Origin of the sequence: Acinetobacter sp. ANC 4558 (genome assembly GCF_002135375.1) — a bacterium.
Taxonomy (GTDB): Bacteria; Pseudomonadota; Gammaproteobacteria; order Pseudomonadales; family Moraxellaceae; genus Acinetobacter.
In genome coordinates, this window is record NZ_NEGH01000005.1 from 97,375 (window position 1) to 112,930 (window position 15,556).

Sequence of the window (15,556 nt, forward strand, 5' to 3'; positions counted from 1 at the left end):
TTATTACATACTAAACGTATTGCTCAAGCTTTAGCGCTCCCAGTATTGTTTATTCTGTTATGTGAATATTTTGTTAGGGCTGGAATTATTGAGCCATACCTGCTTCCTGCACCAAGTAGTCTCTGGCAATCATTCATAGACCTTGCACAGTCTGATCTCAATCAACATATTTGGGCAAGTTCTTGGCGAGTATTGATTGGTTTTGCTATTGGTGCGGGTTTAGGTTTAATTTTCGCACTCTTGGTTGGTTTAAATAAACAGCTAGAAGCTTTTCTAGAACCTACTTTTTCAGCGATTAAATCCATTCCAAGTCTTGCATGGATTCCATTATTATTACTTTGGTTAGGAATTGATGAGGGATCCAAACTTACGTTAATTGCAATTGGCGCTTTTTTCCCTGTATATACCAATACCGTTGCAGGCATTCAAGGTGTAGACCGAAAATTACATGAATTAGCCAAAGTATATCGACTTAAATATCATCAAATTTTATTACAAGTCATTATTCCAGCAGCTTCTCCAAATATTTTAACGGGTTTACGTAATAGTCTCAGCTTATCTTGGATGTTTATGATTGCTGCTGAATTAATTGCTGCAACACAAGGTATTGGCTATTTGCTCAGTGATGGACGAGAAACATCACGTCCAGATATTGTCATCATTGCTATTATTTTACTGGCTATTCTAGGAAAATTATCGGATACCATCATGCGCCATATTGAAACATGGCTACTCAGATGGAGAGATGTGATCAAACATTGATATCGCGATATCTTTGTATTATTCATGAAATATATCAGCCCAAAGCATGCAATACTCATTGTCTGCTTTGGCTGAATATTTATGACTTAATCAAACAAAACTCACATAAAAAGCTGATTTAAATCAATACTGGTCTTCTGGCTAATGTAACTCGATCATTGCCACCATAATCTTTCACAGTGCGTATTTTCTGGTATCCTGCATCTAAGAAAATTTGGCGTACTGCATTCGCTTGATCATAGCCATGTTCAAGAACAACCCATCCATTTTCAACTAAATGATATTTAGCTTGTTGAATAATTTCATATAAATCAGCTAAACCATGATGATCTGCAACTAATGCCCGCTCAGGCTCCGTGGCTAAATTTAGCATATGCTGATCATTTTCATCAATATAGGGAGGATTCGATACAATCACATCAAAATATTGATTTTTAAAAGCTCTTAACCAATGCCCACACACAAATTGAACTTGATGAAGTGCATGTTTCTGAGCATTTTGTTTGGCAACATCTAATGTTGGCTGGTAAATATCTGTTGCCGTTACTGACCAATTTGGTCGTTCACTCGCTAAAGATAATGCAATTGCACCTGTGCCAGTACCTAAATCGACAACGCGGGCTGTTTCAGATAAATCTAAAGCAAGAACAGTTTCAACCAATACTTCAGTATCTGGTCGAGGCACCAAAGTATCTTGGGTCACGATTAAATCAAGTGTCCAGAAAGGCTGAGAACCAATAACATAAGCCAATGGTTCACCTGCCTCAATGCGTTTCAACCCTTGTATATAATCATGTTCCTGTTGCTGAGTAAGTTCAAGTTCATACTTAAACTTTAATTCTAAAGAATTTAAATTTAAAATATGTTCAAGTAACCAAATGCTTTCTTGTCGCTCATAACTCTCTTTTTCACCACGAAGCACCAAAGCCTGCTCAATATTCATTAACCACCATTTTGCTGAGCTAATAAAGCCAACTGATCAGCTTGATATTCACGATGTAAACTATCAAGCAATTCAGTTAAATCACCTTCTACAACGGCATCTAATTTATATAATGTTAAATTGATACGGTGATCCGTCATTCGTCCTTGTGGATAATTATAAGTACGAATACGTTCTGAACGATCTCCTGAACCGACTAAATCACGACGCATTTCTGAAGTTGCTGCATCGGCAGCAGCACGTTTCGCATTTTCTAAACGAGATGCCAAAAGTGCCAGTGCTTTCGCCTTATTTTTATGTTGTGAACGTTCATCTTGGCATTCTACAACGGTGCCTGTTGGAATATGTGTTATACGTACAGCAGAGTCCGTTTTGTTAATATGCTGACCACCTGCACCTGATGCACGGTAAGTATCAATGCGAAGATCAGCTGGATTAATATCTACAGTCGTATCAACATCGACTTCAGGTAAAATTGCAACCGTACATGCAGAGGTATGTACACGACCTTGTGATTCTGTTGCGGGCACGCGTTGAACACGATGAGCACCACTTTCAAATTTTAACCGACCGTAGACCCCTTCCCCATTAATAAGACTAATAATTTCTTTATAACCGCCGTGTTCACCTTCATTTTCAGATAAAATTTCAAGACGCCATCCTTGAGATTCAGCATATTTACTATACATCCGAAATAAATCACCCGCAAAAATAGCAGCTTCATCTCCACCAGTTCCCGCACGAACTTCCAAATAAGCAGAGTTTGCATCATTTGGATCTTTAGGAATCATTAAAATATTTAAATCTGATTCTAACTGTTCAATTAACGCTTTATTTTCTTTAATTTCTTCCTGTGCCATTTCTTTAAAATCTGGATCAGAAAGCATTGACTCTGCTGTTTGAATATTTTCTTCAGCTTGTCTATATTTTAACCAAACTTCAGTAATTTCAGTTAAGTCACTATGTTCACGAGAAAGTTGACGAAAACGTTTGTTATCTGAAATCACTTCAACATCTGCAAGTAATGCAGTAAGTTCTTCATGACGATCAGAAAGCTGATCTAATCGTAAACGCAATGACTCTTTCATCTTTTAAAATATCTCTATTCATAGGCTTTACACAGTAAAGCAATCTTTAAAAATTGCGCATAGTTTACCGATTAAAGCGAATAAATAACATATGTATTATTTAAGCAATTCAAATGAGTGAATAAATATCTCTTAACATAGCTGAAAACCTCAGATAATTCATCTTCCAGAAACGATGCGCGCCACAGCACAAATGTCGCACATCTAAACCACACAATTTATTCATATATTTCACATTATTTGTATTTATTTACTTAAGTCTCTTCTTTGAATGAAATGTGTATAAATCTAGTGGAAATCTATACATTTATTACACCAATTACGGGCTTTTAGCTCACTTTAATTTTATATCGTCACCAACAGATACAAATTTTGTTATAGGAGATAAAAATGAAATTACGTTCAGTTTTTATGATGTCGATCTTTTCAATAACTTCAGTGCTACTGATGACTACAGCTCAAGCAGATCAAAAAACCAATATTGCACTCAGTTCAGGTTTAGGCGGTCTAGTTGGTGCGACAGTCGGTCAACAAATGGGAGGAAATACTGGAGCGATGGTTGGATCTGCACTGGGTGGCGGTGCAGGTGCAGCAGTATCTTCAAATAAAAAAGATCGTAATGGTGCAATGATTGGTGGCGCTTTAGGTGGTGTAGGTGGTTATGCCCTTGGTCAAAATATGGGTGGATCAACAGGTGGGCTGATTGGTGCAGCGGCAGGTTCTGCAGGTGGATCAGTATTAGGAAAAAATGTGAGTGAAAATAGACATCAAAACAAAAACGCTAGAAATAAACGCACCAAATCAAATCATCGTTATAAAAAACAAAACCGCTATAACTCTTATGGATATCGTTCTTAATCGAGCATTAAAACAGATAAATTTTAAATTATATACTTAGGTATTTATCATAGAGTTTACGAAAAAAATCATATATCGTTTTTTTTCGATATACATTTTTTATAGAACGACGTATGCTGTAAAGAATACTTTTATTTGAGTGATCCTATGCAATCTTTACAAGATATCAAGTTTTCAATTTTAGAACTTGCTCCTGTCAGAGATGATAAATCGATTGAATTTTCATTGCATCATGCGTTAGAACTCGCACAATACGCAGAACAGCTAGGTTATTCGCGCCTCTGGCTTGCTGAACATCATAATATGGATGGTATCGCAAGCTCAGCAACTGCGGTATTACTTGGCTATATTCTGGCAAATACAAAAACACTTAAACTCGGTTCTGGTGGAATTATGCTACCAAACCATGCGCCATTGGTTGTAGCAGAACAATTTGGAACATTAGCCACGCTGTATCCAAATAGAATAGAACTAGGATTGGGACGTGCCCCTGGTACAGACCAAGTCACAATGCGTGCATTACGTCGTGGTCGGAAAGAAACAGAAGAACAATTTCCTCAAGATGTGCAAGAGATTCTTAGTTATTTCAGAGAAGCTCAACCACAACAAAAAATTACAGCGACACCAGGACAAGGTACACATGTCCCTGTATGGCTATTAGGCTCAAGTTTATTTAGTGCACAGTTGGCTGCACATCTTGGTCTTCCCTATTCTTTTGCCTCACATTTTGCACCACGTATGTTAGGGCAAGCTATTCAATTATATCGAGATAACTTCAAACCATCTGAATATTTAGATCAGCCTTATGTTTCTATGGGTATCCCGACCGTAGTTGCCAAAACAGATGAAGAAGCACACTATTTAGCAACCAGTGCTTATCAACGTGTTTTGGGTTTAATGCGTGGTCAGAGTTTAAAGTTAAAACCGCCTGTTATCAGTATGGAAAAAATATGGTCTCCTGCTGAGAAAATGTCAGTTGATAATTTTTATGCTATGGCACAAATTGGCAGTCAAGAAACTGTTAAAGCGGGCTTGACGCAGTTATTACAGCAATATGATGTAGATGAGTTTATTTTTACTTGTGATATTTATGATACAGAAAAACGTTTAAATAACTTTAAATTACTCATGGAACTTAAAACATCTGCTTAAATTTTAAAAATTACGTCATCCTTTTATTCAGAATATTAGGATGACGTGAATACTTAAAAAGCGAAATTTAATTTGTAAAGAACTCAACACTTATAGCGAATATTTTTGAAGTCAATTCCTATTATTTAACCTATTCAGTTCACAAAAAGTACTATTTTATCGCCAATATTCATCGTATAAGATAATACATAATACGAATGAAAATATTTAAAATATCGGAATAATTATGATGAAAAAAATACATCTAAAACAAAATAGTCCTCCCTTTTTCTTTCAAGATTCATCTCTTCCCTTTCAAGGCAAAATCATTCATTCAACTGATATTTTATTACATGATTATTCTTATAAGAATGTAGCCATTATTGGTACAGACCAATTTACAGTTACGCACCTCAGTTCAATCTGTCATACCGCACACTCAGTCGTTGTTTTCCAAACTAAACCCGAATTTATCTTGCCTAAAACTAAAAAAATATTACAGCAACTATTACACCCTTTACTGATTAAAAATCGTCATCAGTTAAATCATCGAATACAATCTCTCATTTCTTTACGTTTTTTAGATGTTAAAGTCCTTAATCACTGGTTAAAGCGACAATTAAGTCCAAATATTGCGAGTCTTCCATCTGATTTTCTTAAATCTGATGACTACTATACGGCACTGCAAGAAAATAATTGTGAATTAGTGACATGGCCAATTAAAGAAATAACGGTCAATACAATCATCAGTATTGATGGTACCATTTTCCCTATTGATATTATTATTCTTGCAAATTAACAAAAAATCTAAAAATGAATTTCAATCATAGAATGGCATTTAAAATATAAGATACAGTTCACTTTCAATCAATTATCACAAATCTACATAAACAATTGATTACAAGGTAAATATGTTAATAAAAATGCTTAATAAAAGATCTTAATTATACTTTTTGACTGCATATTAAAACTTATTAATAAGTAGAAATCATGGCTTAAATATATTTTTATATTACGTTTTAATTGCTTTTAAAATTCATGACTTCTAAAAATAATGATTTACTTCTGAAAACTTTCTGCTATTTTATCGAAATGATTATCATTTGTGTTTTACCATGTTTCCCAAAAAAAATACTCTCAGTCTCGCGGTAGGTCTATCGATCTTTCATTTCATATCAAGTCAAGTATATGCAGAGAATGTACAAAGTGACCTCAATCACTTAGAAGTATTACCAACAATTACCGTTAAAGCTGAGACAAATGAACAACTTCAAAAAAAAGTAGAATCGGGTGTATTAGGTACAAAAACAATATTAGATACACCATTTTCAATTACAGTCATTGATAAAAATGACATTGATAAGCGTGGTGCAAAATCTATGAGCCAAATTTTTAGTAATGATGCATCCTTTTATTCACCAACAGGCGCAAGTGCAACGGATTGGTGGGGAGCAACTATGCGCGGCTTGCCTGTCCGAAATTATTTTGCGGACGATTACCCCATTGCACTTCATTGGGGTGGTGATTTTCCCTTAGAAACTGTTGATAGCGTAACAGCACTCAAAGGTTTAACTGGTTTTATGTATGGGTTCGGAACACCTGGAGGCGCAATTAGTTATCAACTTAAACGACCATTAAACACGCCTAAAACAACAGCAAATATTGAATATCGAAACTCCAGTTTATTTTCTGCTATGTTTGATAAAAGCGATGTGATCGATAGTATCGGTCTAAAATATAGAGCTGTAGTTGCTGGTGAAAAAGGAACTGCCTACAACGATAGTGATATGCAACGATATGTTGGATCTTTAGCCTTAGAAAAAGACTTTACCGATACACTCCATTGGGAGGCTAATATTATTTATGAAAATAGTGATTTGAAAAAAGAACCTTTTACGTTTATGTTAGGTGAGGATTACATCACCAGTAGCAGAGGAAACTTACCTAAAGCTACCTACGATTATGATCATATTAATATTGATAATTCTTACTATAAATCAAATACAACGATTGCCTCTACAGCATTAAATTGGACCGTCAATGATCATCTAAAAGCTAAATATCAATTTGGTTATACCCAAAAAAATCATAAATCGAATAAATCATTTGTAGATTTACTCTCAACAAATGGGGATTACGATGGTTATATGTTTAATTTTAGCTCTCGTATGGAAAACTACTTAAATCAACTAATGTTAACTGGAAATATGACGACAGGATTCATTGAGCATGAACTTGTAGGTGGTGTAGGAAATATTAAAACGCTGTATAAATCTGGCCAAGAATCTTATTGGCGTAAAGATTTTACGGGTAATCTATACCAGCAACAGCATTTTACTGTCACTCGTCATCCAAATTTTGCTTTAGCAAAAGATCATTCTGAAACGAATCAAACTTATTCTTTTTTAAGTGATACATTAAAATTTTCGCAACAATGGCAAGCGATATTAGGTGCACGTTATACCTATTATGACGTTGAGGCAGATACAAATAACCCTAAAGGCTATAATACCAAAGCATTCACGCCAACCCTTGCCATTCTTTATAAACCGATTGAGAACATGACAACTTACCTCAGTTATGTTGAATCTTTAGAAGAAGGTGGCATTGTTGCTGATACTTATGCAAATGCAGGGGAAGTTCTTGATGCAACCGTGAGTAAACAATATGAATTAGGCGTTAAATATGAGCTAAATAATATCAATTTAACTTCAGCACTCTTTCGTATCCAACGCGCAGGCACAATAGATACACGTAGCAATAATATGAAATATCTAAAACAAGATGGTTTAGATATTTACAATGGCTTTGAATTAAATGCAAATGCAAAAGTAACAGATGACTTAAAACTCGGTATGGGTCTAATTTATTTAAAAGCAGAAAAGAAAAAAGTAAGTGCCGAATCAACTGACCTTGAGGGAAAAACGCCTTCAGCTGTTCCAAAATGGAATATTGTTGTCAATACAGAATATCATATTCCTGAAATTGACGGCTTAAGCATACATGCAAACGCTCGTTACAATGGCGCTCGATATTTTGATAATGAAAACCAATTGAAAGCACCTGCATATACAATCTTTAATTTTGGAATGTCGTATGACTTTAAATTACAAGGATTAGATGCAACGATAAATGCCAATATCAATAATCTCTTTAATAAAAAATATTGGGCTGTTGGTGGCGGAGGTTACTTCACCGTTGGAGAAGCAATTAATGGTGCTTTAGCATTGAATATTAATTGGTAAACATTCATTCTATTTGACTCAAAATGAGTGCTATAAGTGCTCATTTTGAGTCACAATCAAATAATATTTATACTTTATATATGGTCAATCTCCATTGAGCTATACATCCCTATTTTATCATTTACCCCCTATTCGCCTTCTGTCCAAGTTTAATAATTATTCACAGTTTAAATGAAATAACACTATTCTCATTTCCAACATAAATACGTTAAATATCATTTAAATAAACCAATATACTGATATTTATCAACTTTATTTATAAAAATTGTAAAATTTCTCTATTTATTACACATCATTTTATTGTGATCTATAAAATGATGAATATTAATCATAAGAAATAATTCAAAAAAATAACAGTTATTTAAGTCTAACTAAAAAATTAAAACTTGATGCATAATCTGTTACTTTTGACATATATATTGTTAACTATCTGTACAATAAATGCTTACTATTTCATCAAAAAAAAACTAAATGTATTTTTTATACTAAATAAATCACATAATTTTTAATTTAAAACAACTAGATTTATTTAAATTTTCTACTTAGCATTATTTTACATATAAAATCACTATTTCCTCAATTTCATTAAAAACAAAATAATTCAACTCTTGATATTCTCATGTTTCAGATCAATAAAAATGAAGTCAATATTATGTATAAAGTGATAATTCCCCTCGCATTATTAAGTAGTATGTCTATTTCTGCTATTGCAGCAGATCAAGGTAATGGAAGAGTTAATTTTATTGGTGAAATCATCAATGCACCATGCTCAATAAGCCCAGAATCTATAGATCAAACTGTCAATCTTGGACAAATTTCGAATACAGCATTACAAAAAGGTGGAGCATCGCCAGCGCAAACCTTTACGATCCAACTTGAAGATTGTGCTTTTGATGAAGCGACAGCTCCTGTAGGCGCAGGGCTTAAACTTACATTCACTGGTTCAGATGCAGGATTTGGAAATCTTTTAGGTGTTACAGGCTTTGAAAACTCGCCGAGTAATAATACTGGAAATGTAGGTATTCAAATTAATAATGCTAAAAATGAACAAGTTGTTTTAGGTACTGCCCTTGATTTAGGAAATACCTTACAAAATGGAAGTAACACACTTTTATTCACCTCATTCTTAAGAGGCGCGCCAACAAGTAAGCTTGAAGATATTCCTTTAGGTAATTTCTGGGGCGTAACCAACTTTACAATTGAATATAATTAATAAAGTAATTTAGTAGAGAGAAGGATGATCTTATTATGACATTAAATTTGATTAATCCTTTTCTTTCTCTTAAAAATCATTCAATGAAAAGAATCGGTCAAATTATCTTATTTTGTCATATTACAAGTGCTACGCATATTTATGCCAATTCAGATTATGGGCATGGCAAAGTAGAACTGAATGGGGAAATTGTTGAAAGTGCTTGCACCATTGATATGAATTCTTTAGACCAAACTGTCGATATGGGTATTATTCCAATTAGCACACTTTCCAGATTAGGTGAAAGTAAACCTAAAGATTTTTTTATCACACTCATCGATTGTCGTTGGGGAGAATCGAGTAAAAATAATTATCAAGGGTTTGATGTTACTTTTACTGGTCACACGAATGATCAATTTTTTTTAGTAGACGGTGAAGCTGAAGGCATTCAACTTCGATTAGAAAATAGTTCAGGTAAACAAATTTTACCCGGGATGAAAGTTCCATTCGAAGAACAAACAGCGGAAACAATTATCAATAAATACAGCTTTAAACTGATTCCTAACGGTCAAGAATTAAAGCCAGGACTTTATTCTAGCTTAGTTCATTATAGTATTAGTTATAACTAGCTTAAAATTATAACTTTTTGTTAATTATGGTTTTTTGAGATAAACAATGCAGAATCTACAGAAAAAAAGATTAATCTCAATGATTTTAATTAGTACGTTCTCTAGTCTTAGTGCTGCAAATAATGAAATACAATTTAATACAGATTTATTAGATTTAGAAGACAAAGGAAATATTGATCTGGGTTATTTTTCTAGACCAGGATACATTATGCCTGGACAGTATGTATTTAAATTAAGTCTTAATCATCAATATTTATCAGAAAAAAAGATTACATTTTTAGAATCAAATCAGCAAAATCATTTATCAGAAGCTTGTCTAACACCAGATATTGTCCAACAATTTGGTATTATTAAACAAATACAAAAAAACTTACAATGGGATCATGATCATCAATGTTTAGTGATTAACAGCCTAGATGGGATGACTGTAAAAAGTGATCAATCTAAAGGTACAATCAACATTAATATTCCTCAAGCATATTTAGAATATAGAACAGAAAACTGGGATCCACCCTCTTCTTGGGATGAAGGAATTAATGGATTAATCTTCGATTATAATGTCCTTGCCAATACAAATTTTAAGAATCATCGAGATCAATATGATCTGACAAATATTAGTGCAAATGGTGTGCTTGGTTTGAATGTGAATGAGTGGCGTGTAAGAGCAAATTGGCAAACTAATTATTTACGTACAAGTAATCATAATCAAAGCGATCAACATAATTTTCATTGGGATCGTTTTTATGCCTATAGAGCATTAAAAAATATTAAATCTCAACTGATGATTGGTGAAAATTATTTAAATTCAGATCTTTTTGATAGTTTTAGATTTACAGGTTTCGGCTTAATGTCAGATATAAGCATGCTTCCTCCGAATTTAAGAGGTTATGCGCCTGAAGTAGCTGGTGTTGCACAAAGTAATGCGAATGTCGTGATTAGCCAACAAGGTAGAATCATTTATCAAACCCAAGTTCCTGCAGGACCATTTCGGATTCAGAATTTAACTGATGCAATCAGTGGGACCTTAAATGTAAAAGTAGAAGAACAAGATGGCACCGTTACTGAATTTAATGTAGATACTGCATCAATCCCCTATTTAACACGCCCAGGTGCTGTACGATATAAAACTTCGATTGGTCGCCCAACAACCTTTGACCATAAAGCTCAAGGTGATTTATTTGCAACAGGTGAGTTTTCTTGGGGCGTATCAAATGGTTGGTCAATGTTTGGAGGGAGCTTAAATAGTAAAAACTATAATGCATTATCTTTAGGTTTTGGTCGTGATTTATTGTTTTTAGGCGCATTATCTTTAGATGTTACCCAGTCCTTTGCAAAACTTCCACAGCAAAATAATTTATCTGGACGCTCTTATCGTTTGAATTATGCAAAAAAATTAGAAGAATATAACAGTCAAATTCAGTTTGCAGGTTATCGCTTTTCTGAAAAAGACTATCTAAGTATGACGGACTACTTAACTTTAAAAGACTCTCGCTTACCTTATGCTGGAAAAAATAAAGAAATGTATACCATTTCTTTTAGTAAAAATTTTCCAGATCAAAAGACATCCGTATATTTAAATTTAAATCATCAAACCTATTGGGATCGATCAAGCCGTGATTATTATAATTTAATGATTAATCGAATATTTGATGCTGGCTCAATGCGAAATATTAATGTTTCACTATCTGCGACACAGAACAGATCTGACAGTAAAGATTATGGTGCTTATTTAGCTATCACTCTCCCGCTTGAATCGCGTTCGAGTGTCAACTATGCATTTTCATATAACAAAAATGATTTTAATAAAAAAGTTTCCTATTATGATCGTATAAATGAGCGTACAAATTATCAGCTCAATGTCGCGCACTCAAATAATAATAGCGTTTCTGGTGGTGCATATATTACACATGTCGGAGAACGCGCTCGAGTTACTGCCAACATCAATCATATTGAAAATCAATCGACTACTTTGGGTGCAAATCTACAAGGCGGTTTAACATTAACTGCTAAAGGTGTAGATTTTCACCGTGTAACATCTTTAGGTTCTACGCGTGTTTTGGTTGATACAGATGGCATTAAAAATATACCTGTCAAAGCGTATGGTCCATTAACAACTTCGAATTTCTTAGGCTCTGCAGTCGTAGCTGATGTGAGTAGTTATTATCGTAATCGAATTAGAGTAGATATCAATCATTTACCAGAAGATGCGGAAATATCCGATTCTATTCTACACACCACATTAACCCAAGGTGCCATTGGTTACCGTAAATTCAATGTTATTTCTGGAGTCAAAAGATTAGTGACATTACAAACATCCAATGGAGACTACTTGCCATTTGGTACGCAACTGGCCAATGAACAAGGTCGAATAACAGGATTAGTAGATGAAAAAGGACTTGTATATTTAAGTGGTATTCAAATTAATCAAAAAATAGTTGCAAATTTAAATCATGATCAAAAATGTTTCATTACGTTCACCGAACAGAACATAAACATTGATGAGGGTCAAACAGTTGTGTGTGAATTAGGTCATAAATAAGGATACATATGAATCGTTTAATGTTAAACAAAAAAATCTTAACGCAAGTATTTATGGTCAGTTTCGTTGGGCTGTCTACGCTCAGTCATTCAGCAATTACCATAGATCGCACACGTGCAATTTTTAATGGTTCGCAAAAATCAATGACTCTCATTGTTTCAAATAAAAATAATAAATTACCTTACTTAGCTCAAGCTTGGGTAGAAAATTCAGATAGCCAAAAAGTTAGCTTTCCTTTTATTGTTTTACCTCCCCTACAACGTATAGAACCTGGACAGTCAAATCAAATAAGAATTGAAGCATCGACCAAAATCAATGAGCTCCCTCAAGATCGGGAAAGTCTATATTATTTCAATGTCCGAGAAGTTCCACCTAAATCAGATAAACCAAATGTCATGCAAATTGCACTGCAAAGTAAAATTAAATTATTTTACCGACCTGCAAGTTTGGAATTAAATTCAACAGAAATGATGAATAATCCTTGGCAGGATAAATTGCAATTAATTAAACAAAATGGTGGGGTCACAGCTAAAAACCCCACACCTTACTACATTACAATTCTGAGTATTCGCCAAAGTAAAACTAGTGCAGATGCTGAAAATTTTGAAGCAACAATGATCTCTCCATTTAGCCAAGAAGCCTTGCCGATAAAAGCTCAATGGCTCGGAAGTTCTCCCGCGGTTACTTACATTAATGATTATGGTGGTCGTATTCAAATGCAATTTCAATGCGAAATAAACAATTGCAATGTGATAAAGACACCTGCAAAGGAGTAATCATATCAATGAATAAAATAAAATTCTGTGTTTCTCATTCGAGCCTAGTAATCCTGATGACGGTGCCCTTGAGCACAAGTTATGCAGAAGTTGCAGGCAATGTCGGAAAAATTCGGGTTCATGGTGCTTTAGTTGAAAGTGCATGTCAGCTAGAAATGACATCTGCCGATCAATCTATTGATTTAGGTACAATTCAAACTGCAGATTTTAAATCTATTGGCGATAAAGCTAAAGCAATTCCTTTTGAAATTTTACTTCAAGATTGTATTTCAACCAACACTTCAATGACTAATTTTAAAACAGCAACGGAATATTGGAGTACAGATCAACCTGCATTTAAAATTCGCTTTTTAGCACAAAGTGCTCAAGGTTTTCCAAATTTAATTAGTGTAAATGGTGCTAAAGGAATTGGGTTACAAATTAGTGAAGAAAATGGAACACCCATTGCATTAGGTACGAATAGTCATCCTTTATTTATTACGCCACCACAAGAAATTTTTAAATATTGGATTACCCCCATCAAAATTGCAACATTAGAACCAAATGCATTTCAATCTATTATTTCATTTGAATTAATTTATGAGTAATGAAATAAAGGAGGATGCAGATGTTAAAAAATGATAAAAAATATAATGCCAAAAATAGACTTAGAATTCTCATCATGAGCTTTGGCATATTATTGTTCAACTCCGCCCACGCTGCTCCTGCAACTGGTAACGGTGAATTGGTTGTCACGGGCAGAATTTTAGAGCAACCTTGCATTACGATAAATGACGACCCCATTATTGTCGATTTTGGAACAATCACCAATAAAGATATTTTTAAATATAGCAGTATGCGCCAACAATTTGTTATTGCACTCAACTGCGACATAGGTGCAAATGGGTCTGTCAGGGTTCAATTTAACAGTAGCAATGTCAGTGAGAATAATCAGCTTTTAAATGTATCACCACAAAGTCAAGCCAGTGGCATCGGAATTAAAATTGAAGATGAATCAGGCAATATTTTAACATTTGGGCAACGTACCGTATCTGTTCCGATCAGTGCTGGACCTAATAACATAAAATTTTATTCCTATGTGATCAAAAAATCGAGCACGCTTCAACTCAGTGATATTGCATTAGGTACTTTTGAAGCTTCTGCTACTTTTCAAATAATTTATGAATAAATACTTATTCTTCAATTATTGTTTAAATACAAAGTGAATCAATGATGCGCTCACTTTATGTCTATAGACAAATTAACTGAATGAGATGAAAAAAGGATAAAGCAATGATTAAAAAAGTAATATTCAGCATGTTCTTTTTATTCAGTATAACGAATTCTCATGCATTCATATGTCAAGATAATGCGACAGGTGCACAGGTTGGAAATGATGGTGCCGTCTCTTATATCAGTGTTCCTTTAGATTCAGATTTCATCAAAGGATCTGGAGGTAGCCAAGTAAATGAATTTGCGGATATTAACACCTTTTATTCTTGTTATAATCAAGCACCTGGTGCTTATGCCGATTTTCTATTTATGACACAGTTTACCTCCGCATTAAACCCAAATACTGTATTTGGCGTGCAAATTAAAGGTAAAAACTATTTTGGAAGTTTACCTGGTGATACTTTAGTCATGGAGTTTCCATTAAACGAAGCAGCTCGACAAGAATTGCCATTGAAATTAGTCATGATGGTCAAAAACAGACCGGATGATGGCATCTTTGTAAAAAAAGATGATGAATTATTAAGAGCAAAGATGTGGAAATATGCAAACTATGATGGAAACCCCACACCTATAGACCATGAAAGATTCGACTGGGTATTTACCGCTGCCAACGATGTTATTTTAACTATTGGAACCTGCGATATTAATAATGGGCATATTATTGAAGTAGATTTAGGTGCACTTTATCGTTCACAAATTGCAGGACCAGGTGCAGGTCAATCTAGCATTGGTGTCAAAGAAGTTCCTTTAACTTACCAATGTAATGATGAAAATGGTGATATTGATCACAACTATTCACAAAAAATTAAAATGTATCTTTCTGCGGCACCTACAAGTTTTTCAAATACTGCAGTACAAGCAAGAACAGGAATGACTGCAGGTGGTGGTACCATTATTCCTAGTTTAGGTATTGAAGTCTACCATAAAGAAAGTAATAAGATATTAGCGCCAAACAGTAGGGCAAATGGATATTTTAATACCGAGATCAAGCAAGGTACAGGAAGTGATACATTAATTGTTGCACCTGTACAAAAATTAAATGCCACAGCAGAAGAACTTCCTGCCGGAGAGTTTAATGCGACAGGAACAATTATTATGACCACACAATAGACCTTTCAATTTAAACTTTTTTACTTGTCATAATTGAATAATAATTTACTTTTGTACAGCCTAGATAATTT

General features: G+C 34.1%; 13 protein-coding genes and 1 pseudogene. 12 read left to right on the forward strand and 2 right to left on the reverse strand.

Translation table 11 applies throughout. From position 1 onward, the window contains the following. Positions 1–24: 24 nt before the first annotated feature. Positions 25–762 (forward strand): annotated as a pseudogene (locus B9T31_RS07840) (ABC transporter permease); the annotation flags it as partial. A 118-nt stretch (positions 763–880) separates the two neighbouring features. On the opposite strand, the gene prmC reads toward B9T31_RS07840, so the two are convergent. Together prmC and prfA are read right to left on the reverse strand one after the other, a co-directional pair. Beyond that, positions 881–1,705: a peptide chain release factor N(5)-glutamine methyltransferase gene (prmC, locus tag B9T31_RS07845; protein WP_086181403.1), complete on the reverse strand. Its 825-nt coding sequence runs from the start codon at positions 1,703–1,705 to the stop codon at positions 881–883. Next, a complete protein-coding gene (gene prfA / locus B9T31_RS07850; protein WP_086181404.1) occupies positions 1,705–2,793 on the reverse strand; it encodes a peptide chain release factor 1 in 1,089 nt (362 codons plus the stop codon). Before prfA ends, prmC begins: the two co-directional genes overlap by 1 nt. Positions 2,794–3,183: 390 nt before the next feature. Between prfA and B9T31_RS07855 the strand changes: the two genes are divergently transcribed. The 11 genes from B9T31_RS07855 to B9T31_RS07905 all read left to right on the forward strand — a co-directional run bounded on the left by B9T31_RS07855 (position 3,184) and on the right by B9T31_RS07905 (position 15,485). Next, the gene (locus tag B9T31_RS07855) at positions 3,184–3,651 is read left to right on the forward strand and encodes a glycine zipper 2TM domain-containing protein (RefSeq protein WP_086181405.1); all 468 of its coding nucleotides are present in this window, start codon (positions 3,184–3,186) and stop codon (positions 3,649–3,651) included. A 147-nt stretch (positions 3,652–3,798) separates the two neighbouring features. Further along, complete coding sequence (locus B9T31_RS07860) at positions 3,799–4,803, forward strand: LLM class flavin-dependent oxidoreductase (protein ID WP_086181406.1); 1,005 nt, start codon at positions 3,799–3,801, stop codon at positions 4,801–4,803. Between the two features lie 226 nt (positions 4,804–5,029). After that, positions 5,030–5,581: a flavoprotein gene (locus tag B9T31_RS07865; RefSeq protein WP_228146010.1), complete on the forward strand. Its 552-nt coding sequence runs from the start codon at positions 5,030–5,032 to the stop codon at positions 5,579–5,581. Between the two features lie 316 nt (positions 5,582–5,897). Beyond that, the gene (locus tag B9T31_RS07870) at positions 5,898–8,027 is read left to right on the forward strand and encodes a TonB-dependent siderophore receptor (RefSeq protein ID WP_086181407.1); all 2,130 of its coding nucleotides are present in this window, start codon (positions 5,898–5,900) and stop codon (positions 8,025–8,027) included. Positions 8,028–8,679: 652 nt separating this feature from the next. Further along, entirely contained in the window at positions 8,680–9,240 is a 561-nt protein-coding gene (locus B9T31_RS07875) for a fimbrial protein (RefSeq protein ID WP_171264709.1), read from the forward strand. Between the two features lie 35 nt (positions 9,241–9,275). Further along, the gene (locus B9T31_RS07880; RefSeq protein ID WP_086181409.1) at positions 9,276–9,848 is read left to right on the forward strand and encodes a fimbrial protein; all 573 of its coding nucleotides are present in this window, start codon (positions 9,276–9,278) and stop codon (positions 9,846–9,848) included. A 79-nt stretch (positions 9,849–9,927) separates the two neighbouring features. After that, on the forward strand, positions 9,928–12,387 hold the full coding sequence (locus tag B9T31_RS07885) for a fimbria/pilus outer membrane usher protein (RefSeq protein WP_171264710.1): 2,460 nt from the start codon (positions 9,928–9,930) through the stop codon (positions 12,385–12,387). A gap of 8 nt (positions 12,388–12,395) precedes the next feature. Further along, complete coding sequence (locus B9T31_RS07890) at positions 12,396–13,163, forward strand: fimbria/pilus periplasmic chaperone (RefSeq protein ID WP_213033228.1); 768 nt, start codon at positions 12,396–12,398, stop codon at positions 13,161–13,163. A gap of 8 nt (positions 13,164–13,171) precedes the next feature. Then, on the forward strand, positions 13,172–13,750 hold the full coding sequence (locus tag B9T31_RS07895; RefSeq protein WP_171264711.1) for a fimbrial protein: 579 nt from the start codon (positions 13,172–13,174) through the stop codon (positions 13,748–13,750). Positions 13,751–13,824: 74 nt separating this feature from the next. Beyond that, complete coding sequence (locus B9T31_RS07900; protein WP_171264712.1) at positions 13,825–14,331, forward strand: fimbrial protein; 507 nt, start codon at positions 13,825–13,827, stop codon at positions 14,329–14,331. A gap of 104 nt (positions 14,332–14,435) precedes the next feature. Next, positions 14,436–15,485, forward strand: coding sequence for a fimbrial protein (locus B9T31_RS07905; protein WP_086181413.1), 1,050 nt, complete (start codon positions 14,436–14,438; stop codon positions 15,483–15,485). Positions 15,486–15,556: the final 71 nt, after the last annotated feature.